Below are 22,633 nucleotides of genomic sequence, written 5' to 3'. Positions count from 1 at the left end.
ACCCTGCGCAGGCCCGGTCAAACGCTGCCGACCGGGCATATCCGCCGCTCGGAGCACCGTCGCGGCGGCAGGTATCGAGTGTGAGTCGGTGTCCGGGTGCGGCGGTGTCGCCCTGCCCGCGGCGCCGCTCCCGGGCTAGCCTGCAAGAGTGCGGTGGGCAGGACCCACGTACTCGGCAGGGCACGGCGCGGGCCGCGAGACGGCGGTCGCGGTGAGCGCCCAGCAGCGGTTCTCGACCCGGCCGTGGTCACCGGCAACCGACGGAGGAGTCCCATGCGCTGTGTGGTGTTCGGGGCCACCGGCTACCTCGGTGGTCGCCTGGTACCGGAACTCCTGCGCGCCGGTCATACCGTGCGGGTGCTCGCGCGGACTCCGGGCAAGCTCACCGACGCGCCGTGGCGCGACCGGGTGGAGATCGTACGCGGTGATGTCACGGTCGCCGCGGATGTGCGTACGGCGCTGGCAGGCCAGGAGGTCCTGTACTACCTGGTCCATTCGCTGACCCGCTCGGATTTCGACACCGTGGACCGCGAGGCGGCGACCATCGTCGCCCGGGAGGCCGCGGCCGCCGGGCTCGGCCGGATGGTCTACCTCGGTGGGATAGCGCCCGCCGGACAGGACCTGTCCCGGCATCTGTCCTCGCGCGCGGAGGTCGGCCGGATCCTGCTCGACGGTGCCGTGCCCGCGCTGGTGTTCCGGGCGGCGGTGGTGATCGGTTCGGGTTCGGCCAGTTTCGAGATGCTGCGCTACCTCACCGAACGCCTGCCCGCCATGGTCACCCCCCGCTGGGTACGGTCGCGGATCCAGCCGATCGCCGTCCGGGATGTGCTGTACTACCTGGCCCGGGCGGCGGAACTCCCGGCCACCGTGACCGGCGCCTTCGATATCGGGGGGCCGGATGTCCTCACCTACGAACAGATGATGCGGGTGTACGCGCAGGTGGCCGGGTTGCCGCGGCGGGTGATCGTGCCGGTGCCGGTGCTGACGCCGTGGCTGTCGGCACAGTGGGTGAACCTGGTGACGCCGGTGCCCCGGGCGATCGCGGTTCCCCTGATGGAATCCCTGGTCAACGATGTCGTATGCGCCGAGCACGAGATCGCCGCGCACATCCCCGACCCCGATGGAGGTCTCACCGGGGTCCGGCGCGCCGTGGAACTGGCGTTGACCCGCATCCGGGATTCGGATGTGCCGACCCGCTGGTCGGATGCCGGGCCCGCGCCCGCCGAGCCGTTGCCCACGGATCCGGCGTGGTCGGGCGGATCTCTCTATCAGGACCTCCGGGAACGTCCGACGAGCGCGGACCCGGCCGTGCTGTGGACGGTGATCGAGTCGATCGGCGGCGAACACGGCTGGTATTCGTACCCGCTGGCCTGGTCGCTACGCGGCTGGCTGGACCGCCTCGCCGGCGGGGTCGGACTGCGCCGGGGCCGGCGTGACCCGCACCGGCTCCACGAGGGGGAGGCGCTGGACTGGTGGCGGGTGGAGCGGATCGAACGGCCCACCCTGCTGCGCCTGCGCGCGGAGATGCGGGTGCCGGGCCGGGCCTGGCTCGAGCTGGAAGTGCGGCCCGGCAACGGAGATGCCGGCGCGCTCTACCGGCAACGTGCCGTATTCGAGCCGCACGGGCTGGCCGGGCATCTGTACTGGAAGTCGATCGTGCCCTTCCACGCCGTGGTCTTCGGCGGGATGACCCGCAACATCACCGGCGCGGCCGAGAAGGCGGCCGGTGGTCGCGGCGGCGTGCCGAGTCCGCGGCACCGCCCGGGCCGGGGAGAGCATTGAATCCTGCCTTTTCACGACCTGTTTCGAGGCGGGTGGGCGCGGGCGGCGCGGCACGATGTCGGAGGGCGCCGATACCCTCGGCCCCATGTCACTGGCATGGTTGCGTTCCCACGCCGTCGCCTGGTCACTGCCGCGCAGTCCGGGCTCACTCGCCGAGGCCCTGGCCGAACTGGAGTTCGTGCAGGCCGACCCCATCCGTTCGCCCGCCCGGGCGCAGGACCTGATCCTGCGGCATCGGGTGCGCGGCTACCGGGCCGGCGATCTCGACCGTGACTACCGCGCACTCGGAATCGACGAGGATCTCCTCTACGCCTACGGCTACACCGTCCCCCGGCTGCGCCCCTACCTGCATCCCCGCCACCACCCGCGGGGTACCGACGGCGAGTTCCCGCACACCGGGCAGTCGGTGGCGGTACTGGATTTCGTCCGGGAACGCGGCGTGGTGCACCCGCGCGAGCTGCAAGCGCATTTCGGGCACCGCGGCGTGGTCAACGCATGGGGCGGCACCTCGTCGGCCACCACCGTCGCGCTCGAGGAGCTCCATCGCTACGGGCTGCTACGAGTGGCCGACCGCGTTTCCGGTATCCGCCGCTACGAGATCGCCGAGCTCCCGGAGATCACCCTGGACCCGGCCGAGCGCCGGCGGGTCCTCGCGCTGCGGGTGGCGCGTACGCTCGCCCCTGCCACCGAATCGACCCTCGCCGCTACGGTCAATCGCATCGTCCGGCCGATCGGCGGCGCGACCGGTTCGGCGACCATCCGCGAACTCCTGGCCACCGGTGAACTGTCCGCCCTGACCGTCGACGGGGTCCGCTACCTGTGGCCGTCGGATCTGGAGCCCGCCGAGCGCGCGCCGCAGGCACGGGTCCGCTTCCTGGCGCCCTTCGATCCCCTCGTCTGGGACCGGAAACGTTTCGGCCGGATCTGGGGCTGGGACTACCGGTTCGAGGCCTACACCCCCGTCGCCCAGCGGGTCCGCGGGTACTACGCGATGCCCATGCTGTGGCGCGACCGCGTGATCGGCTGGGCGAACTGTGCGGGTCCGGGCAGCGCGGTCGAGGTCGGATTTGTGGACGGCGCTCCGAAGGGCCGGGCCTTCGCCACCGCCCTGGACGCGGAAATCCAACGCCTGCACACCTTCCTGGGCCCGAACTGATTCGGCGGCGACTTTCCTCACCAGCGTGACCTCCTCGGTCGACGACTTCTACGGAAAAGTCGTAGAGCCGCTTCGGGAGTGGACCCCCGATGCCCCGAAACAGGCCGAGCCGCTGCTGCCCGCGGCGGCCGGAGCGGCCGACGCCTGGGGGGTTGCCGGTTTGTCCTGGGAGGTCGCGGGTAGCCGCCGACGGTCGGCCCCGGCAGTCGCGCTCCCGACCGGATCGCGGCCCACTCGTCCTGCCGGGGCGGCAGTACTCGAGTCCGGAGGTGGCGCAGATGAAGGCGGTGACCTGGCAGGGTAAGCGGGACGTATCGGTCGAGGAGGTGCCGGATCCGGGGATCCGGGAGCCGGGCGACGCGGACGATACGCGCTACCTGTTCCTGTCCGACGTGCTGCCGACCGCGTGGCAGGCCGTGGAGTACGCGGGCGTTCCGGAGGGCGGGTCGGTGACGGTGCTCGGGCTGGGGCCGATCGGCGATATGGCCGCCCGGGTGGCGCATCATCGCGGGTTCCGGGTGATCGGGGTGGATCTTGTTCCCGAGCGGCTGGACCGCGTCGCCGCGCGCGGTATCGAAACCATCGATCTGCGGGCGGTCGGTGACGGACTGGCCGATGCCATCCGCGACCGCACCGAGGGCCGGTGCACCGATTCGGTGATCGAGGCGGTCGGGATGGAGGCCCATGGGTCGCCGCTGGCCGCTACGGCGCAGCGTATGGCGTCGTATCTGCCGACGCGGCTGGCGCGCCCGCGATGGACACCATGAGTGTGGACCGGCTCGCGGCGCTGCACACCGCGATCGATATCGTCCGGCGTGGGGGCACCATCTCGATCATCGGTGTCTACGGCGGGACGGTGGATCCGATGCCGATGCGCACCTTGTTCGACAAACAGATCCAGTTGCGGATGGGCCAGGCGAATGTGAAGCGCTGGGCCGACGACATCCTGCCGCTGCTCGACGACAGCGATCCGCTGGGCGTGGATTCGTTCACCACCCACCGGATGCCGTTGTCGGCGGCGCCGGAGGCCTATCGGATGTTCCAGGCCAAGCAGGACGGCGTGGTCAAAGTGGTGCTCGACCCCGCCGCGTGAGCCGGGCCCCGGCCATCGGCCCGGTCAGGTGATCGCGAGATAGCCGGCGAGCCCGAAGCCGCACAGGGCGACACCGATGCGCATGGCGGTCGGGGGCAGGCGGGCGACCAGCGGTGGCCCGTACCATCCGCCGGCGAACGCGCCCAGGCCCATGGCCAGCGCGGCGAGCCAGTGCACCGGCCCGAAGACGGCGAAACCCACGGCCGCGACCAGGTTGGCGACACCGGTCAGCACGCTCTTGAGCACACTGGCCCGCCAGATGGTCTCCGAGGTGCAGACGAGGATCAGGGCGAGGAACATGACGCCGACCCCCGCGCCGAAGTAGCCGCCGTAGAGGGCGACGACGGCGGTGGCGAGTGGGTAGAGCCGGGGGAAGGTCCGGCCGCCGGCGAGTTCACGCAGTTTGGGCTGGAGCAGCAGGCTCGCCGAGGCCATGGCGATGAGGAAGGGGACGACGGCGGCGAAGATCTCCGCCGAGGTGGTGAGCAGCAGCGCGGCGCCGCCGAGCCCGCCGAGGGCAGCGCAACCGGCGTGAACCAGTAGCGCCCGGGAATTGTCCTTGACTGCCGCGCCCGCCTTCGCGGTCGAGCCGACTCCGACGGCGACCATGGCAACGGTATTGGTCACATTGGCCGAGACCGGCGAGAGTCCGGCGGCGAGCAGGGCCGGATACGAGATCAGCGAGGCGATCCCGGTCACGTATCCCACGAGCCCGGCGAAGAATCCGGCGACCGTGACGAGGCAGAAGGTGAGCACGGTCAAGAGCGGATCTCCTCGTGGAACGCCAGGCCGGCGGGCGGCGCCGCCGAGGTCGGGGGTCGGACGGTCGGGACACCGCTCGGTGTGCCGGTCGTCGCGGCGCCGTTGCCGGATCGTGCCGGGGACGATCTGCCGCAGCATAACGGTCGTACGGGTTACCGTTGCGAGGGGCCGCGGCTGCCCGATGGCCGGGGCGTATGTGTCGCCACCACGGAATTTGCGACGAATGTAGAAAATGTCTCTTAAAGGCTTGAACTCCTGTCCGAAGTGCGGAATACCTATTAGGGGAACAGGTGATGCCGCGACGGCGCGGCACGAACCCGAGGAGACGGACAGTGCGCACATTCACCGGCAAGGATGAAGTTCTCGCCGCGGTGGGGGAGACCCTGGGCACGAGCGACTGGGTGGAGGTCACCCAGCAAATGGTCGACCAGTTCGCCGAGGCCACCGGAGATCATCAGTGGATCCATGTCGATCCCGAGCGCGCGAAGCGGGAGAGTCCGTTCGGCGGGCCCATCGCGCACGGCTACCTGACGCTGTCGTTGCTGCCGCTGCTCGGGTCGCAGATCTTCGGCTTCGCGAACGCCAAGCTGGGCATCAACTACGGCTCGAACAAGGTCCGGTTCCCGAGCCCGGTGCCGGTGGGCGCGAAGGTGCGGTCCACGGCCGTGCTGGCCGATGCGGCCGAGGTGTCCGGCGGTGCGCTGCAGCTGGTCGTTCAACACACGGTGGAGATCGAGGGTGGGTCGAAGCCGGCATTGATCGCGGAGGCGGTGAGCCGGGTCGTGTTCTGACCCGGCCTCCCCGGGTCAGCGGTCCGCGTCGGTGAAGCGGATGATTCCGCGGATATTGCGGCCCTCGAGCATATCGGTGACACCCTCGTTGATCTGCTCGAGGGTGTATTCGCGGGTGATCATATCGCCGAGTCCGAGGTCGCCCAGTTTGTAGAGCGCGAGGACCTCGGGAATGAGTAGCTGGGGGTTTCCGCCACCGAACAACGTGCCGCACAGACTCTTCTGCTGGAAGGTGAGCGCCGAGAGATTCATGCGCGGATTGGTCTCCGCGGCATCGCCGGTGGCGGCGAGGACGCAGCTGCCGGCCTTGGCGGTGATCCGCATCCATTTCGCCAGATCGTGGCCGTCGCACCGCCCGACCGCGACGATCACCGTCCGGCACATCTGGCCGCCGGTGACCTCCTCGATACCGCCGATAGCGCTGTCGATTGTCGGATAGATATGGGTGGCACCGAATTTCGCGGCCTGCGTGCGCTTCGATTCGATCGGGTCCACCGCGAAGATGCGGCGGGCGCCGGAGATGACCGCCGCCTGGATCGCCGCAGTGCCGACCGCGCCCGCGCCGACCACCGCGACATCCTCGCCGGGGCGGACCGTCGCCGTATTGACCACCGCTCCGTACCCAGTGGTGACACTGCAGCTGGCGAGGCAGGCGATATCGAAGGGGATCGACGGGTCGATCTTGACGACCGAACTCTTGTGTACAACCGCATACGGGGCGAACGCGCCGATCAGTGAGGTGGGGTGCACATTACGGTCGCGGGCGCGGATGCGGAAAGTGCCGTCGGACACCGCGCCCCGGGTGAGCAGATCCTGACCTCGGTCGCACAGATTGTGATGACCGGATAGGCAGGATTGGCATATCCCGCAGGCCGGGATGAAGGAGAACACCACGTGGTCGCCCACGGCGAGCTGCTCCACTCCGGCGCCGACCTCGACGATCACACCCGCCCCCTCGTGCCCGCCCAGGATCGGGAACTCGGCGGTGGGCACATCGCCGCTGGCCAGGCGCTGATCGAACTGGCACAACCCGGCGGTCTCGACCCGGACCTTCACCTCGCCGTACTGGGGGTCGCCGATCTCGATCTCCTCGACCGACCACGGCTGCGCGTAATCCCAGATCAATGCACCCTTGGATTTCATCGGCTTCCCTTACTGTCGTGGCGGTGTCGTGCGCCGGTTCGCGGCAGTACCCAGATTGCCCGATAATGGCGTTCTCGAAAAGTGTTATACCGAATTTTCCCGCAGGGTGTCCGCCGGGCCTGGGCCGCGGCAGCACCGCGCACGGAGGCGCGGGGACCCGGGGGCGGTGCTGCCGCGAACCGGCGGCTCAGTACTGCGCCGCGCCCAGATCGACCGAAATACTGGTAGCGGTGACGAACCGGGATTCGTCACTCGCCAGCCAGCACACCGCGTCGGAGATGTCCTCGGGCTGCGCGATACCTTCCGGCAGCAGGGGAGTGTTCATCCGCGCCAGGAGTTCGTTGGTCTCCGCGGCCCGGGTGAGCGCGCCGACCATATCCCCGGAACCCATCGGCGTGGCGACCGGGCCGGGGGCGACACTGTTGACCCGGATCGAATGCTTGCCGAGTTCGGCCGCCAGGGCGCGGGCCATCCCGGTGACGGCGTGTTTGCTGGCGGTGTAGTGGACCATGAAAGGCTGCATCGCCACACCCGAGGCGGAACTGATCAGGATGATCGAGCCACCCCGCCCACCCTCGATGATCCGGTGCGCACCGGCCACCACGGTATTCCAGGTGCCGGTGACATTGGTGTCGAGAACCGCCTGGAACGACTCCGGGGTGATGGCGTCCCACGGTTCGGGGATGCAGATCCCGGCGTTGGCGACGATCACGTCGAGTCGGCCGAACGCGGCCATCCCGGCGTCGACCGCGGCCCGCAGCGCGGCCGGGTCCCGGGTATCGGCCACGTCGGCGACGATCTTGCGGCCGGTTTCCTCGACCAGGCGGATGGTCTCGTCGAGATCGCCGGGAGTCGCGGCGTCGTAGGGGACCGCGGGCGGCAGCGGACCGCACAGGTCCACCGCGATGATATCGGCGCCTTCGGCCGCCAGCCGGACCGCGTGGGCCCGGCCCTGACCGCGCGCCGCGCCGGTGACGAAAGCTACTCTGCCGGATAGTCGACCGCTCACTTGCCGTTCTCCTGTCGTTGCGAACACATCCGACCATTGTGTGCCGCCCGGGACGCGCCGCGCACGCACCGGAATCGCGAACGGGCCAGGACCGGCGCGGAGGTGCGCGGCGGCCCGGGGCCGTCGGGTGTGCTACTCCGACAGCGCCTTCAGGGCCAGTTCGGCCAGTTCGGGGCGGCAGATCAGCAGGTCGGGGAGATAGGGATCGGGGCGGTTGTAGATCAGCGGGCTTCCGTCCAGGCGGGAGACGTGCAACCCGGCCGCGGCCGCCACCGCGACCGGCGCGCAGGAATCCCACTCGTACTGGCCGCCCGAATGGGCGTAGACATCGGCGATTCCCCGGACCACCGCCATGGCCTTGGCGCCGGCCGAGCCCATCGGAACTTCGGTCGCCCCCAGCCGGGCCACCAACCGCCGGACCTCGAAGGACGGTCGGCTGCGCGAGAGCGCCACCCGCACGGTCCCGGGCGGCGGCGGTGGTGGGAGGACCGGCGGCCGGCCGGTGTGCAGCACCAGACCCTCGGCCGGGAGCGCGACCGCTCCCGCGGCGGGCTTTCCGTCCACCGCGAGTGCCACGTGTACCGCCCAGTCCTTTCGCGCGGGCTCACCGTATTCCCGGGTCCCGTCGAGTGGGTCGACGATCCACACCCGGGACTGCCGGACGCGGTCGCCGTCGTCGGGTGATTCCTCCGAGAGCACCGCGTCCGCCGGGCGTTCGGCGGCCAGCCGCCCGAGCAGTAAGCTGTCGGACCGCCGGTCGCCGACAGCGCCACCGAGTTCCCGGATGCCGAGTAGCAGTTCCCCGGCTTCGCCGGCCAATGTCGCGGCGAGTGTGTGGTCGTCCATGAGGATCCTTCCCGGCGAGCGGTGCCGCCCAGATCCATATACCACGGTGCCTCCGGTGCACTCGTAACACGGTTCCGCGGACCGGACCGCGGATTACCGGCCCGGACGAGGCCGGTGCGCCAGGTCAGTACGCGATGAACAGGATCTCGTCGCGCGAGTAATCGTGGCCGGGGTGGTTCTCGGTGAGATGTTTGCGCACGACGTCGACCAGTTCGTCCTCGGTGGCGCCGGTCAGATGCTCACCACAGGGGCAGTTGAGCCTTGTCTTCACGGGGAATTCCTCTCTTCGCGTGGAACGATCGGGAACAGCGTACGTCTCCGGCGGCCGGCACGACGGCTATCGGAGGCCGCCTATTCATGACGAGCTCGACGGCCTACTCGACGGGCAGCACCGATTCGGGAAATTATCTGCGGCACCGAGCCAAGCGCCGGATTTCGGGCAGATGGACCTCTCGACCCGGTTCGATCGGGCGAGAGCGAACTACTGCCGCCGGTTCCGGACCCAAGGCCAGGTCATCAACGCCCACACCGCGAGCAACAGCGCGGCCACCGTGCCCAGGTACCACGGCCACGGCCCCAGAACGTCGAGCAGCGACAGTGTCGCGGGTTTCCGGTTGACGAACCCGTAGTTGGTGGCGGCCACCGAATTGAAGACGAAGGTCACCGCGACCCACACCACTGTCGCGGTCACCGCAAACCGGTAGCTGCCCCAATCCGGCCGCATACCCACACCCCAGGTCAGGTAGATCGCCGCCCAGACGACGAGCAGGTGGATCGCCCAGAACGCCAGGAACTCGTGATCCGGGAAGTCGTCGGTCTCCAACGCCGGCGATATGAGCGCCTGTGTGCTCAGGGTGAGACACCAGTAATAGGTCAGCGCGTACGCCCACCGTCGCCGCGTCACCAGCGCGTACCCGGCGACGAGGGTCGCCAGATCGGTCAACCGCAGCGGCACCGAACGATCGATCGCCGGCGGGAACATCGCGGCCAGATAGATCACCAGATACAGCCCGAGCGTCACCCAGCCGAACACCGGGCCGAAGTGGCTGGAGCCGTCCCCGGTCCGCTCCCGCCGACCGATCGCGACGACCGCGACCGCTCCCACCGCGAACACCGCCAGCACAACCCAGTGCGATACTCCGTACGCCGAGAACTCGCTCGCCAGTGGTTGCACCACGCCGACCAACCTAGCGCGAGCGTGGATCGGATCCGGCGCACCGAAAGACTCACGGTGTGTCAGCCCACCGCCCGGTTCGGTCGTAGTCCGTGGTGTTGAACCCGCTGGTCCGCGACCGTCTCCGGGATCCCGGCGGGTGGTGGCGCGGCGCGATACCGGTCTGGGTTGCGGTCGCCGTGATCGGCAAGGTGCCGCGCCGCGCCGGACCGGAACCCGGCGATATCGCGCAGTGGGAGGCCGATGAGGCCTTCGCATCGGTGCCGATCGCCGCCTGCCGCGAATACGGCGTGGATGAGGAACTGGTCAATTACTCCGGAAGTGGTTGCTGTCTCGGTCATCCGATTGCCGCGTCCGGGCCCGGATGGCCGCGACACTGCTCTACGAACTGCTGCGCCGCGGCGGGATCGGAGTGGCGGCGATGTGCGTCGGCGGCGGTCGGGGCGCGCGATGATCTTCGCGGTCTGATCAAGCGCGCCGCACCGGCATCCGTTTGATGCCGTGGACGAAATCGCTGTGGACGTACTCCGGGTCGCCGAGCACCACCTCGGGGATCCGGGGGAGCAGTTCGTGGAAGAGAAGCCGCAGTTGCATCCTGGCCAGCCACGCGCCCAGGCAGAAATGGGCCCCGCCGCCGCCGAAACCGAAATGTGGATTGGGGTCGCGGGTGAGGTCGAAGATATGGGGCGCGTCGAGTGCGGCCTCGTCGCGATTGGCCGAACAGTAGAACAGAACCAGTTTCTCGCCCGCCCGCACCCGGGTGCCCGCGACCTCGGTATCGGTCACCGCGTGCCGGGCGAAATGAACGACCGGCGTCGCCCAGCGGATGAACTCCTCGACCGCGCCGCCGAGCCGCGCCGCCGGATCCTCGAGCAGCCATTCGCGCTGCGCCGGATAATCGATCAGCGCTTTGAAGCCGTGGGAGGTGGTCTGTTTCGTGGTGTCGTTCCCCGCGGAAGCGAGCAGGACCATGAACGCGCCGATTTCCTCGTCGGTGAGGCGGTGGCCGTCCACCTCCGCGGCCACGATCGCGGACATCAGGTCGTCGCGTGGCGCGCGGCGGCGGCGCGCGGCGAGTTCGGTTGCGGCGCTGTGCAGGATGGTGAACTGGGACATGAAGAAATCGGCTCGGTCCTCGAGGCTCGCGTATTCCTCGTCGGTGGAGCCGAACATCGCCTCGGCCGCATACGCGACGGTCTCCCGGTCGGCGCGGTCGATGCCGATCATGTCCGAGACGGTACGCATGGGGAGTTTGCGGGAGAGCCTGTCCACGAGGTCCACCGGTCGCTCGCCGCGCAGGTCGGCGAGGAACTCGTCGACGATCTCGGCGGCGTTGGCGCGGATCTGTGATTCGATGCGGCGCACCTGTTTCGGGGTGAACGCGGCGCTGATGAGGCGCCGGTACCGGGTGTGCTGCGGTGGGTCCATGGTGAGGAAGAAGGTCGTCGGCCGCTGCAGTTCCACCGGCATGGGGTCCATGCTGATACCCAGGCCCGAGGTGAACAGGTCCGGGTGGCGGCTGATGTAGGCGATATCGCGCTGCCGGGTCACCGCCCAGAATCCGGGTTCGGAGTGCGGGAAGACAGCGGGCGCCGGTGCGTGCCAGGTGAGTCCGGGTTCGGCGCGCAACCGAGCGAACACTTCGTCGCGGGCCGCGAAGTCACGGGTCCAGAACGCCGGTCCGGAGATATCGAGCCGGTGGAAGCGGCGGGTGGTGGCCGGGGCGCTGTCGGCAGGGTTCATGAGCGGCTCCGAGCTCGGCAGACCATGGGTACCGCACGCGGTGCAGGCCGGGGACGAGCGCGCGCCGGTAGGAATACTGTAGTGTGCGTGCCGATTCCCGGCGGCTGCTTCCGGTGAATCGGGCGGCACCCGGCGCGCTCGCTGCGGGAGGACGTCGAGTGGCGCCTGGACGGACGCGGCCGGCGGCGCGGAGACCGCCCGGACGGTGTCCCGCCATCCGGCAGGACCGGACAAGAACGAAATCTCTCGCGCCCGGGAAGCGAAAACTTACCCTGGATGCGCCGGGTGATCCGGTATCTCGCGGGAATCGTGGGGGTGGATCAGTTCCTGGACGTGGGTGCCGGGTTGCCGGCCGTGGGCAATACCCATGAGATAGCCCAGCTGGTGAACCCGTGGGCCCGGGTCGTGTACCTGGACAACGACCCGATGTGTGTCGCGCACGGCCGGGTGCTGCTGGAGACCAACGAGGACACGGTGTACCTGTTTCGTGGCGATCACCCACTACTGGGATCCGGCCGACGGCTCGCCCGGGCACGAGCTCGCCCGGGAGGTGGAACGGCGTTTTCTGGAGCAGGGGCTGGGGAGCGGCTGGTACCGGAGCCGGGAGGAGATCGTTTCCTATTTCGACGGGCTCGAACTGGTCGATCCCGGGGTGGTCCCGGTGGACGAGTGGTGGCCCTCGGGGCCCCCGCGGTCGCCGCGGACGGCCGAGGAACGGCTGCTGCTGGGCGGTGTCGGGCGTAAGGGCGAGCGTTCGGGGCCGGACGGTCCGGCGGGTCTGCCCGGGAACGGGTGAGGCGCGGGCGCCGGCCGATCGTATCGGATTCCAGCCATGGAAATAGTATTCTCTCATCGCGAGAATAGCCTTATACTTCGGCTGGGCCGGCTGCCTCCGGCAGGTGACCATCCAGGTCGAGGGGCGGCGTGAATCGTGCTGGGACTGGATAGATGCCGTGAGCGCTTCGAACGAACCGTGGACAGTGGCCGACGCACCCGACCAGTCGGGTCGTACCGCCGTGGTGACCGGCGCGAACACCGGCATCGGACTCGAAATCGCCCGGGGCCTGGCCCGCCGGGGCGCGACGGTCGTGCTCGCCTGCCGTAACGATATCGCCGCCGCGACGGCGAAGGCCGATATCGAGGACTCGGTACCGGGCGCCGACATCCGGCCCGCGCATGTGGATATCGGTGATCTGAGCTCGGTCGCCGCCTGCGCGCGACGGTTGCACGGCGAACTTCCCGGACTAGACCTGCTGATCAACAACGCGGGTGTGGTAGCCGGTAGCTGGACGCCGACCGTCGACGGATTCGAAAGCGATTTCGGGATCAACTTTCTCGGGCATTTCGCGTTGACCGCCCAGCTGGCCGATCTGATCACCGCCGCCCCGGCGGGCCGGATCGTCAGTGTGGGCAGCCTGAGCCACGGACGCCGCAACGCGGCACTGGATTTCGAGGACCTGCAGTCCGAGCGCAGCTTCGGCCGGCTGGTGACCTACTCGCGCTCGAAAATGGCCGCTATGACGTTCATGGTCGAATTGCAGCGCCGGCTGGCGGCCGCGGGTTCGCCAGCGCTGTCGGTCGGCGCCCACCCCGGCGGGGTGCGGTCGACCATTCTGCGTGATCAGAGTCTGCTGGTCCGGATCGCCTACAGCAATGTGGTGATGACGCTGGCGCGTCCGGTCACCCAGACACCCGAGGCGGGCGCCCGGTCGGTGCTCCGGGCCGCCCTCGACCCGGCGGTACCCGGTGCCGGGTTCTACGGTCCGGTGCAGCGGTGGGGACTGGTCGGCCCGCCGGTGCGATTGCCCACGCCGACCGCAGCCGCGGACCCCGCGGCCGGTCGCCGGCTGTGGGCGATCGCCGAAGAGCTGACCGGCGTCGAGTTCGTGCTCGGATCGCCGCACCGCCCGGCCGCGGGCGAGGTCCCGGCGGTGGCCCCGCGGGCGGCTGCGGCCGGCGAGAGCGCGTAGCCGCGCGAGGGGGCCGGAGTCAGCGGGACGGACGGGGACGGATCAGTCCCTCCTGCATCGTGGTCGCGCACAAGCGGCCCGCCCGGTCCAGGATCTCGCCGTGCGCGAGCCCGCGGCCACCACCTGCCCAGCGCCCGTACTGATCGTGCAGGAACCACTCGTCGACCCGCAGCGGCGCGTGGAACCAGATCGAATGGTTGACCGTGGCCACCTGGAGTTCCCGGTCGCGCAGGGCCTCACCGTGCGGTCCGGTGGTCGCCGAGAGCAGCAGTAGATCGCTCAGATACATCAGGCACGCGGCCTGCTCCAAACCCGAATCGGGCACCGGCACCCGGGTGCGCAGCCACACCCGCTGCCGGGGACCGGAGACGACTCCGCGCATGGCGTGCGCGCGGGCGGGCGGATCGGGGAACCGGGCGTCCACCCCGAGGGCGTCGAGGAAGGTGGTGGTCCAACGCAGGGCTTCGGGATGCTCGCCGAAGGCCTCCGCGAGATCGGGCACCTCGTCGGGGCCGGGGGTGTCGAGGGCGGCGACCTGATGGGCCAGGCCGTCCTCGGGGCGATGGAACGAGGCGAGCATCGTGAAGATCACGTGACCGTTCTGGATGGCCTCGACCCGCCGGGTGGAGAACGAGCCGCCGTCCCGCACCGGCTCCACCACGAATTCGGTGGGCACGGTGGTGTCGCCCGGAAGCAGGAAATAGGTCTGTGCGGAATGGATGGGCCGGTCCGCCGGTGCGGTCAGCCCCGCCGCCAGCACCGCCTGACCCGCGACTTCGCCCCCGTAGCTGCGGCGTGCGGGTCCGTCGTGGGCGCGCCCGCGGAAGCGATGGTCTCCGACGCGTTCGAGAGCGAGCCGGTCGGCCACCGATTCCGCGGGCCGCACGCTCTCCAGGGTCATGGCCACCTCCGTGGGGCGCGATACGGCCGTGTGCCGCGGTGTCGGACAAGGTCGGATCCCATTATGGTGCCGGTGCCGGTGCCGGTGCCGGTGCCCGGCGCGGCCGGGCGCCGACTCCCCGCACGACTCCGCGGCCCGGCCGGGCCGCGCGCCCGCCCGGGCCCCGGTTCGCGGTGATTCACTTGGGCGCGAAGCGCATTCCGGCGTCCAGGCGCAGACACTGGCCATTGAGCATGCCGTTCTCGACAATCGCGGCGGCCAGCTTCGCGTACTCCTCCGGGCGTCCCATCCGCTTGGGGAAGGCATTGCCCGCGACCAGCGGGGTGACCATCTCCTCGGGCACTCCGGCGAGGATGCCGGTATCGAAGAGCGACGGCGCGATGGCCAGCACCCGGACCCCGACCGAGCCGAGGTCGCGCGCCATGGTCAACGCCATGCCGGCGATACCGGCCTTGGCGGCGGTGTAGGCGACCTGCCCGATCTGGCCCTCGAAGGCGGCAATCGAGGCGGTGTTGATGATGACCCCGCGTTCGCCGTCGGCGTTCGGTTCGCCCTGGCTCATATGCCAGGCCTGCAACCGGTTGAGGTTGAAGGTGGCGATCAGGTTCAAGTTGATGATCCGGGTGAACGATTCCAGATCGTGCGGGCCTGTTTTGGACAGGGTGCGTTTGGCGATCCCGCCGCCGGCGGTGTTGACGGCGATGTCGAGGCCGCCCAGTTCGGCCACCGCGTCGGCCAGCACGGTTTCGACTCCCGCGTGGTCGGTGACATCGGCCTCGAAGAAGGAACCACCGAGATCGGCCGCGACCTTGTTGCCCTCACCGGCGGTCCGGTCGACGATCACGACCTTCGCCCCGCGCGCGGCCAGGAGCTCGGCGCTGGCCCGGCCCATCCCGGAGGCGCCTCCGACGACGACTGCACGTGTTCCCTGAATCTCCATCGTTCCCGTCTTTCTCGGTGTGATGCCCGGTCGTCGCACGCCGAACGTATACCGGCCTACGTTATAGCGGCGAGGTGCGACCGAACCACGGTTTTCGTAGAAGTCTCGGTGATAGTGCCGGTCAAGTGCTCAGAGTCGTTCGGCCGTTGCACGCCTCCGGACCAACCGAGCCGACCCCGGGCGAACACGATGCGCGCGCGGCGCTTTCGCCGGTCACGCTCTGGCCTGAAGCTCCTGCGCGGAGAGCCCGACGGTCGCGGGTCCGGAGCCGACCAGCATCCGCTGGAATGCTTTCTGCTCCCGCATGCCCCGCTTTTCGGCACGGTCCCGCGCACCCGGGCTGATGCGGGTGGCCGCGCTGCGAACGAGGTTGACCGGCAATCGCAGCATCGGGTACCACGGCGGCATATACGGCCACAGTCCGAGCTTGCGCATGGCGCCGGGCCCCAGGTACATGGTGGCTATCGAAAGGTGCTGGGCGCGGGCGATTCTGCCGCGCAGCCACGGCAGGTTGGGATAGTTCCAGGTGAGCGGGTCGTTCGCCATCGGCAGTGCGAGTTGGCGGGTGGTCTCGTCCGGGTTGGTGATGGCGGTCATGCAGTGATACAGGATTCGCACGCTGTCGCGGAATCCGGTGGGCAGCCATTCGTCGGCCACACCCATGAGCCAGCCCACGTAGCGCGCGAGATGCGCGGCCGCTTCCCGCTCCGCGCGCGAGGGCAGGATTCCCATCGCCATCCCGCCGATGAACGGGGCGATGAGGGCGCCGACCAGCGTCGCCGCCATATCCGTCTGATTGATCGGCAGCCCCCAGGCGTCACCGTCCCAGTCCGGCATGGCGCCCACGTGCCGGCGGACCAGCGAGTGGACGAATCGCACGTGCAGCGTCGAACGGTACCCGGGGCCGAACTTCTCCATTCCGTTCTGGACGTCCAGCGCCCACTGCATGGTTTCGGCGAACCGCTGCGCTGGGCCTTTCTCCAGGGCTCCGGTGCGCAGCAGTGTCTTGTTGAAACCCGAGGCGAGATAACCGCCGAGGAAGGAGACATCCCGCGCCAGGTACAGCCCGTCGAATCCGCCGCGGCGCAGGACCTGTTCGCCGCGGCGCAGCGCCTGCTCGTCCAGCCAGACCGGCGGTGTCTCCACGGCGGTGAAGAATTCGCGCAGCGGGGCGGGGGCGCCGGGGACCGAATCGATCCCGGCGTGCAGGGCCTGTTCGAACAGCGGCCGGGTGGTGCCCATCCCCGTCGCGATCATCCAGTCGACCAGCGAATCCATCGGCTCGTCCCCGACCAGCAGGGAGGCGCCCATGGCGTCCCACTGGTCGGCGTCGGGCGCGCCGATGCCCATCAGCAGGGCGAACGGTCGTAGTCCGGGGACCCGGACCGGAGCGGCGGGGTGACGGGTGGGGATCGCGGCACCCGTGTTGTCGGAACCCATGAAACGAATGTATGGACTGCGTTACATTGTGTCAATCAGGGGTTCGCGAGGTCCGGGAGAAGCAGATGAACGATGCCCGTCGATATGTCGTGATCGGGGGCGGGCTCGCCGGCCTGGCCGCAGCGGTATGGCTGGCCGAGGCCGGCAAGCAGGTGACCCTGCTCGAGCGGCGGGCCCGGCTGGGCGGCCGCACCCAGGCGATGGAAGTTCCCGAGGTCGGCGACACCCCCGACAACGGTCAGCACGTGGTGGCCAGCGGCTACCGCAGCCTGTTCCGCTACCTCGACAGCGTGGGGACCCGCGACCATCTCGAATTCCCGGGCGTGGGTACGCTGCGTTGGCCCGGCGGACGCGCGGTCCTGTTGCACACCAAGGGATTCCGCGCGGTGCGCACATTGCTCGGTGCCCACCCCGACGCGGGGGTAATCGACCGGCTCCGGGCGCTGCGCGCGACGATCCGGCTCGGGCGCCAAGCCCTGTACCAGCCCGCGGATCTGGCCGATATCACCACCGAGCAGTGGTTCGAGCGGGTGGGCATGCCCGCGACGGCGCGGGAGGCGCTGTGGGACTGGCTGGCCCTCGGTATCGCGGCCGAACCGGTCCAGCGGGAGTCGGCGAAGGTGTTCGCCGACGTACTGGCGACCGGTATCCGCATCGGGGCGCAGGACCGTGTCGGCGTCACCATCGGCTATCCGACCGTGGACCTGGACACCCTGTACATCACCGGCGCCGAGCGGGCCTTCGCCCGATACGGTGTCGATGTCCGGTTCCGGACGGTGGCCCGCCGGATCCTGATCACCGACGGCCTGGTGACCGGGGTGCAACTGGCCGACGGCACCGAACTCCCGGCCGACGCGGTGGTGTGCGCGGTACCCAATTCGCGGATCCACGGTCTGCTCGACGAACTGCCCGAACACGCCGAGATCTATGCGGCCGCCGACAAACTGGGCGTTACCCCGATCGTCAGCACCAACCTGTATCTGGACCGCCCGCTGCGGACGAAATCCGCGATGGAGGCGCTGATCGGCGGGACCGGCGTGATCGACGAGGTCTTCGACCGGCAGCGTATGCACGGCCGGACCCCCGACGGTGCCTGGCTCTACTGCCTGACCACCAGCGGCGCCTACGAGCAGATCCACAAGAGCAACGACGAGATCGTCGAGGAGCAGCTGGCGCTGATCCGTCGCTACTATCCGGAAGCCGGGGCGGCACGGCTGGTGCACGCCCAGGTCGTGAAAATGCCGAAGGCCACCTTCTCGCAGGTGCTGGGCACCACGGGCTTGCGCCCGGACCAGCGGACCTCGGTGCCGAATCTGGTACTGGCCGGCGACTGGACCCGCACCGACTGGTCGGCCACGATGGAAAGCGCTGCCCAGAGCGCGGAGCGGGCGGTGGCGGCACTGCTCGAACAGGCCGCTGGGGCCGACCGCGAGCGGCGATGACACCGGGATCGGCGCCCTCCGATCGACCTGCAGATGGTCGCCCCGGGCGGCGCCTTCCCTGTTACCGCCCCGGGTGCCCGTGTCGACTCCGGCAGGCTGATCCGCACGCCGATTGTGCCGCCGCGGCGGACGGGGCCGGATCCGGTCGGGCGAGTCGGTGAGCTCGGGCCCCGACGATAGTCCGCCGATCCCGCGCGGCCGCCGCGGTGCCTACGATCGACGAGTAATACGGGGCCGAAGGAGTTACGACCGTGGTGAAGATTTCCCGGACCACCCAGGTGTCCGACAGCATCGTGGTGGACATCGATCCGGAGACTGCCTACGACGCAGTGACCGATGTGACACAGATGGGCAGGTGGAGTCCGGAGAACACCGGGGCCGTTGTCCCGGAGCCGGGGCGGCCCGTCCATCCCGGAATGGAGTTCGTGGGCGCCAACCGGCGCGGCGCCATGCGCTGGCACACCGGATGCACAGTGGTGGTGGCCGAGCGGCCGAGCCGGTTCGTCTTCGAGGTCCGCCGGTGGGGGGTGTGGAAGCCGTTGCTGCCGGTGGCCGTCGCCACCTGGGAGTACCGGTTCGAGGAGGTGGCCGGCGGTACCCGGATCACCGAGACCTGGTACGACGATCGCGCCGGCTGGCCGGACACGCCCGCGCTGTGGTTCGACCGGATCGCCACCGGAAAACGGGGCTTCGCCGAATTCCAGAAGGGCAATATCCGGCGGACCCTGGAACGGATGAAGGCCGAACTGGAAACTGTTCGCGAAATCTGAACCGGCCTCCACCTGCGGTGAACGGTCCGCGTGCTAATCCGTCGATGACCATCGCCGCGGTGGCCGAACGGGCCATGGGCAACCTGGTCGCCCAGGATGTGGGGTCGGTCATCCGATGGCCGCCCGGGCCCGGTACGGCCGCGCCCACCCGGGTCCGGGTTGTGCGAATCGCTCCGCCGCGAGTAGAACAGGTTCTAATCTGGATTCCCGTACCCGTTCGGGAACCGGACCGTGCCCCTCGACCGGAATGAGAACCGTGCCTGTAGCGCTGACCGCCGACCAGGCGGCACTGGCCGAAACCGTGACCGGATTCGCCGACCGTCGCGCCGGTCGCGCATACCTCCGCGAGAAGACCGAAGCCCTGAAAGCGGGTGCGCGGCCGGATTTCTGGCCCGACCTGGTGGCGCTCGGTCTGGCCGGGGTCCATTTGCCGGAATCGATCGGCGGACAGGGCGGCACACTCGACGACCTCGCGGTGGTGGTCGCCGAATCCGGGCGGGCGCTGCTGCCGGGCCCCCTGCTGCCCACCGTGGTCACGAGCGCGGTGCTCGCCGCAGCGGCGGGGGAGGACCGCGTCGATGCCCTGCTGCGGAAATTCGCCGCCGGGGTGACCGGCGCGGTCGTCGTGCCCGAGCACGCGCTCACGGTGGACGGCGCCTCCGGCGATATCGCGCGACTCGACGGCGCCACGGGACCGGTGCTGGGGGCCGCATCGGCCGAACTGTTCGTGGTGGCCGCCGCATCCGGCGCGGACACCAGGTGGTTCGTCGTGGACAGGACGGCCGCGGGACTCGAGGTCGAGGTGCAGGACGGGACCGACCTGGGCCGCGATATCGGGAAGATCCGGTTCACCTCGGTCGCCGTCGACGCACCGGTCGCGCTCGATACCGAGCGGGCCGTCGCGGTCGCCGTGGCACTGTCGGCCGTGGAGGCCGCAGGGGTGATTCGCTGGTGTTCGGACACCGCCACCGCCTACGTCACCTCACGCACCCAGTTCGGCCGGCCGATCGGCGCCTTCCAGGCGGTACAGCACCGCACCGCGCAACTGCTGATCACCAGCGAACTCGCCACCGCGGCGGCCTGGGACGCGATTCGCGGCCTGGACGACGATGCGCAGCAGCGGACGCACGCGGTCGCCGGTGCGGCGCTCACCACCCTCGGCAACGCGGTACACGCGGCCGTGGAATGTCTGGGCTTGCACGGCGCGATCGGGTTCACGTGGGAGCACGATCTGCACCTCTACTGGCGGCGCGCCATCGCGCTGGCCGCGTTGGCCGGGCCGGTGGAATCGTGGGAACTGCGGCTGGGCGCGGCAGCCCTGCACGGGCCGCGCACCTTCGCCGTACCCCTGCCCGAGACGGATTCGTCTTTCCGGGAACAGGTGTCGGCGATCCTGGACCGGGCGGCGGAACTGGACAACCCGGGTCCCTCGAAGATCGGCGACACCGATGCCGTGAACCCGGGCCCGCGCCGGACGCTGCTGGCCGACAACGGCCTGGTCTCGCCGCCGATGCCGCGGCCCTACGGGATCGAGGCCGGACCCCTCGAACAGCTGATCCTGCAGGACGAATACGACCGGCACGGGATCGCCCAGCCCTCCATGGGAATCGGCCAGTGGGTGGTGCCCATCGTGCTGCACCGCGGCACACCCGAGCAATTGGCCCGGTTGGCGGCTCCCGCACTGCGCGGCGAAGAGATCTGGTGCCAGCTGTTCAGTGAACCGGAGGCCGGCTCCGATGTCGCCTCCCTGAGCCTGCGGGCCACCCGGGTCGAGGGTGGATGGGAGTTGAACGGACAGAAGATCTGGACCACGCTCGCCCATCGCGCCGACTGGGGGTTGCTGCTGGGCCGCACCGATCCGGACGCCGAACGGCACCGCGGACTCACCATGTTCCTGGTCGATATGCACGGCGCCGGGGTGACGGTCCGCCCGATCACCCAGGCCAGCGGCGGTGCCGAGTTCAACGAGGTCTTCTTCGACAACGCTTTTGTGCCCGATTCGATGGTCCTGGGCGAGCCGGGACAGGGCTGGACGCTGACCCTGGAGACGCTGGCGCAGGAACGGCTGTTCATCGGCGGTGTCCGGGATCCCGGACACAACAAGCGGATCAAACAGATCATCGAGCGCGAGGAATACGCCGGTGGCCGGGACGACGCGCTGCGTACACTCGGCCGGATCAGTGCCCGGGGCGCGGCCGTCTCGGCGTTGAATCTGCGCGAGACGATCCGGCGGCTGGACGGTCAGCCGGTCGGTCCGGCCACGAGCGTCGCGAAGGCGGCGGCCTCCATGCTGCACACCGACGCCGCGGCGGCCGCCCTGAACCTGATCGGCCCGGCCGGAGCCCTCGGCGAAGCGGTCTCCGAACCGGTACACCACGAACTCGACATCCCGACCTGGATCATCGGCGGTGGGACGTTGGAGATCCAGCTCAATACCATCGCGACGCTGGTGCTCGGGCTGCCCCGGAAATAGCGCGCTGACCGCTCGACCCGACGTTCATCGCGACCGACGAGGCCGCGGCGGTGCCCGAGATCGGTTTCACCGCGGCCGTGGTCGACCGGCTCGCCGCGGAGTACGAGCGGGCCCGGGAACGGCTGGCCGCGCTGGGGTGAGCGATATCAGTTCAGCGCGTGTGCGCGGAAGAAGTCCCAGATGAGCGTGGTAGCGCTGATGGATTGGGTATCGGCGCCGACCAGGGCTACCGGGAAGATCTCCGAGGGGGTGCCGAACCAGAGATGACCGCCTCCTATGACCGACCACAGCTGGACCTCGGCTCCCGCCGGGCACGGATAGGCCGACCGGATCACATCGCCGGTGACCTGCTGCTCGACCGGCTCGCTCGCACATCCGTTGCGCCGGGCCCAGGCGGTGGCATTCTCCGGAACCGAGTGCGGGCCCGGCCCTCCCACATTCGGTCTCCGATGAGCGGGGTCGGCCGAACCGGAGCCGTCCGGCGAAGGAAGCAGCCGCGCGTTCGGGCCGGTGCCACCCTCGTAGGCGACGATGGGGTCCGCGGTGCCGTGCAGGGCGATCACCGGCATCGGGCGGGCCGGCGTGCACCAGGCGAAATCGGCCAGGCCCGCGACCGGCGCGATGGCGGCGATCCGGTCGGCCAGCTGGCAGCCCAGTGACGAGGTGGTGAAGCCACCCATGGACAGCCCGGTGGCGTAGATCCGGCGGGTGTCCACGCAGAGCGTGGATTCCACCTCGGCGAGCAGGTCCGCCAGATAGCCGATATCGGCCGAGCCGGGGCCGAAGTCCCAGCGGGGCAGGCCGGGGCGCAGTAGTTGCGGGGTGATGGTGACGAAGCCGTGGCTGCGTCCGTAGGTACCGAACTCGGTGCTCGTGTACTGGATGAACGCGGGTTCGAGATATCCGTGTAGGTCCAGGACCACCGGCAGGGGCCGGTCCGGGCCCGCGGGAATATCCCGGCCGTAGACACCGGAGATCCCGCGGGAGCTGAACAGTAGCGCCTCGGTGCCGGGTCGTGGCTGCGGTGCCGCACAGCCTGCCGAAGGGAGCGGAGCCGGGGTCGCGGGTTCGGCGTGGGCGGGGCTCGCCGTGAGGCCGAGGGATACGACGACCGCGAATACGGCCGGCACTGCTCGGGATCCGGCGAAGTGCCGGAGTCGCTCGCGTCCGGCGGAAATAGCATTTCTGTTCATGCTAA

At 69.7% G+C, this 22,633-nt stretch carries 19 protein-coding genes and 3 pseudogenes; 11 read left to right on the top strand and 11 right to left on the bottom strand.

Annotation, left to right across the window (positions count from 1 at the left end):
* Window positions 1-273 precede the first annotated feature (273 nt).
* From NF4_RS11660 to NF4_RS11650, 3 genes and pseudogenes are all read left to right on the top strand, one after another.
* On the top strand, window positions 274-1,782 hold the full coding sequence (locus NF4_RS11660; protein ID WP_063127267.1) for an SDR family oxidoreductase: 1,509 nt from the start codon (window positions 274-276) through the stop codon (window positions 1,780-1,782).
* An 85-nt stretch (window positions 1,783-1,867) separates the two neighbouring features.
* Window positions 1,868-2,938 carry a DNA glycosylase AlkZ-like family protein gene (locus NF4_RS11655; protein ID WP_063814560.1) on the top strand — a complete coding sequence of 357 codons (1,071 nt, stop codon included), beginning with the start codon at window positions 1,868-1,870 and terminating at the stop codon, window positions 2,936-2,938.
* 371 nt (window positions 2,939-3,309) lie between these two features.
* A pseudogene (locus tag NF4_RS11650) lies at window positions 3,310-4,031 on the top strand (zinc-binding dehydrogenase); the annotation flags it as partial.
* Between the two features lie 24 nt (window positions 4,032-4,055).
* On the opposite strand, the gene NF4_RS11645 reads toward NF4_RS11650, so the two are convergent.
* Window positions 4,056-4,793, bottom strand: a complete 738-nt coding sequence (locus NF4_RS11645) for a sulfite exporter TauE/SafE family protein (RefSeq protein WP_063127411.1) — start codon at window positions 4,791-4,793, stop codon at window positions 4,056-4,058.
* A gap of 332 nt (window positions 4,794-5,125) precedes the next feature.
* Here NF4_RS11645 and NF4_RS11640 point away from each other — a divergent pair, with 332 nt between their 5' ends.
* Window positions 5,126-5,584, top strand: a complete 459-nt coding sequence (locus NF4_RS11640) for a MaoC family dehydratase (RefSeq protein WP_198165302.1) — start codon at window positions 5,126-5,128, stop codon at window positions 5,582-5,584.
* A gap of 15 nt (window positions 5,585-5,599) precedes the next feature.
* Here NF4_RS11640 and NF4_RS11635 read toward each other — a convergent pair whose 3' ends face one another.
* From NF4_RS11635 to NF4_RS11620, 5 genes are all read right to left on the bottom strand, one after another.
* Window positions 5,600-6,727 (bottom strand): NDMA-dependent alcohol dehydrogenase, encoded by a 1,128-nt coding sequence (locus NF4_RS11635; protein ID WP_063127265.1) that lies wholly within the window; start codon window positions 6,725-6,727, stop codon window positions 5,600-5,602.
* A 187-nt stretch (window positions 6,728-6,914) separates the two neighbouring features.
* Window positions 6,915-7,736 carry a mycofactocin-coupled SDR family oxidoreductase gene (locus NF4_RS11630; RefSeq protein ID WP_063127264.1) on the bottom strand — a complete coding sequence of 274 codons (822 nt, stop codon included), beginning with the start codon at window positions 7,734-7,736 and terminating at the stop codon, window positions 6,915-6,917.
* Window positions 7,737-7,868: 132 nt separating this feature from the next.
* Window positions 7,869-8,582: a 3'(2'),5'-bisphosphate nucleotidase CysQ gene (locus NF4_RS11625; protein WP_063127263.1), complete on the bottom strand. Its 714-nt coding sequence runs from the start codon at window positions 8,580-8,582 to the stop codon at window positions 7,869-7,871.
* A 124-nt stretch (window positions 8,583-8,706) separates the two neighbouring features.
* Complete coding sequence (locus tag NF4_RS36070) at window positions 8,707-8,853, bottom strand: DUF1059 domain-containing protein (protein ID WP_063814553.1); 147 nt, start codon at window positions 8,851-8,853, stop codon at window positions 8,707-8,709.
* A gap of 210 nt (window positions 8,854-9,063) precedes the next feature.
* The gene (locus NF4_RS11620) at window positions 9,064-9,756 is read right to left on the bottom strand and encodes a YwaF family protein (RefSeq protein WP_063127410.1); all 693 of its coding nucleotides are present in this window, start codon (window positions 9,754-9,756) and stop codon (window positions 9,064-9,066) included.
* A gap of 142 nt (window positions 9,757-9,898) precedes the next feature.
* On the opposite strand from NF4_RS11620, the pseudogene NF4_RS11615 reads away from it, so the two are divergent.
* A pseudogene (locus NF4_RS11615) lies at window positions 9,899-10,210 on the top strand (acetyl-CoA C-acyltransferase); the annotation flags it as partial.
* A gap of 14 nt (window positions 10,211-10,224) precedes the next feature.
* On the opposite strand, the gene NF4_RS11610 reads toward NF4_RS11615, so the two are convergent.
* Window positions 10,225-11,499 carry a cytochrome P450 gene (locus NF4_RS11610; protein ID WP_063127261.1) on the bottom strand — a complete coding sequence of 425 codons (1,275 nt, stop codon included), beginning with the start codon at window positions 11,497-11,499 and terminating at the stop codon, window positions 10,225-10,227.
* Window positions 11,500-11,775: 276 nt separating this feature from the next.
* Between NF4_RS11610 and NF4_RS40025 the strand changes: the two are divergent.
* The 3 genes and pseudogenes from NF4_RS40025 to NF4_RS11595 all read left to right on the top strand — a co-directional run.
* A pseudogene (locus NF4_RS40025) lies at window positions 11,776-11,919 on the top strand (SAM-dependent methyltransferase); the annotation flags it as partial.
* A gap of 67 nt (window positions 11,920-11,986) precedes the next feature.
* Complete coding sequence (locus tag NF4_RS39220; RefSeq protein ID WP_063127259.1) at window positions 11,987-12,295, top strand: SAM-dependent methyltransferase; 309 nt, start codon at window positions 11,987-11,989, stop codon at window positions 12,293-12,295.
* A 157-nt stretch (window positions 12,296-12,452) separates the two neighbouring features.
* Window positions 12,453-13,469 carry an oxidoreductase gene (locus NF4_RS11595; protein ID WP_084533066.1) on the top strand — a complete coding sequence of 339 codons (1,017 nt, stop codon included), beginning with the start codon at window positions 12,453-12,455 and terminating at the stop codon, window positions 13,467-13,469.
* 19 nt (window positions 13,470-13,488) lie between these two features.
* On the opposite strand, the gene NF4_RS11590 is transcribed toward NF4_RS11595, so the two are convergent.
* The 3 genes from NF4_RS11590 to NF4_RS11580 all read right to left on the bottom strand — a co-directional run bounded on the left by NF4_RS11590 (window position 13,489) and on the right by NF4_RS11580 (window position 16,750).
* Window positions 13,489-14,370 (bottom strand): acyl-CoA thioesterase, encoded by an 882-nt coding sequence (locus tag NF4_RS11590; RefSeq protein WP_063127409.1) that lies wholly within the window; start codon window positions 14,368-14,370, stop codon window positions 13,489-13,491.
* 178 nt (window positions 14,371-14,548) lie between these two features.
* Window positions 14,549-15,310, bottom strand: coding sequence for an SDR family NAD(P)-dependent oxidoreductase (locus tag NF4_RS11585; RefSeq protein WP_063127258.1), 762 nt, complete (start codon window positions 15,308-15,310; stop codon window positions 14,549-14,551).
* A 213-nt stretch (window positions 15,311-15,523) separates the two neighbouring features.
* Window positions 15,524-16,750, bottom strand: coding sequence for an oxygenase MpaB family protein (locus tag NF4_RS11580; RefSeq protein ID WP_063127257.1), 1,227 nt, complete (start codon window positions 16,748-16,750; stop codon window positions 15,524-15,526).
* A gap of 11 nt (window positions 16,751-16,761) precedes the next feature.
* On the opposite strand from NF4_RS11580, the gene hpnE reads away from it, so the two are divergent.
* The 3 genes from hpnE to NF4_RS11560 all read left to right on the top strand — a co-directional run bounded on the left by hpnE (window position 16,762) and on the right by NF4_RS11560 (window position 21,435).
* Complete coding sequence (gene hpnE / locus NF4_RS11575) at window positions 16,762-18,192, top strand: hydroxysqualene dehydroxylase HpnE (protein ID WP_369690924.1); 1,431 nt, start codon at window positions 16,762-16,764, stop codon at window positions 18,190-18,192.
* A gap of 251 nt (window positions 18,193-18,443) precedes the next feature.
* Window positions 18,444-18,962 (top strand): SRPBCC family protein, encoded by a 519-nt coding sequence (locus tag NF4_RS11570; RefSeq protein ID WP_369690923.1) that lies wholly within the window; start codon window positions 18,444-18,446, stop codon window positions 18,960-18,962.
* A 256-nt stretch (window positions 18,963-19,218) separates the two neighbouring features.
* The gene (locus tag NF4_RS11560; protein WP_063814559.1) at window positions 19,219-21,435 is read left to right on the top strand and encodes an acyl-CoA dehydrogenase family protein; all 2,217 of its coding nucleotides are present in this window, start codon (window positions 19,219-19,221) and stop codon (window positions 21,433-21,435) included.
* A 146-nt stretch (window positions 21,436-21,581) separates the two neighbouring features.
* Here the strand turns inward: NF4_RS11560 and NF4_RS37710 are convergent, their stop codons facing one another.
* Window positions 21,582-22,628: a CE1 family esterase gene (locus NF4_RS37710; RefSeq protein ID WP_157120181.1), complete on the bottom strand. Its 1,047-nt coding sequence runs from the start codon at window positions 22,626-22,628 to the stop codon at window positions 21,582-21,584.
* Between the last annotated feature and the right edge of the window lie 5 nt (window positions 22,629-22,633).

Origin of the sequence: Nocardia fusca NBRC 14340, from assembly GCF_001618425.1 — a bacterium.
In the GTDB taxonomy this organism is placed as follows: domain Bacteria; phylum Actinomycetota; class Actinomycetes; order Mycobacteriales; family Mycobacteriaceae; genus Nocardia; species Nocardia fusca.
Note: the sequence above shows the minus strand (reverse complement) of the source record. Positions and strands in the feature narration are given on the sequence as shown.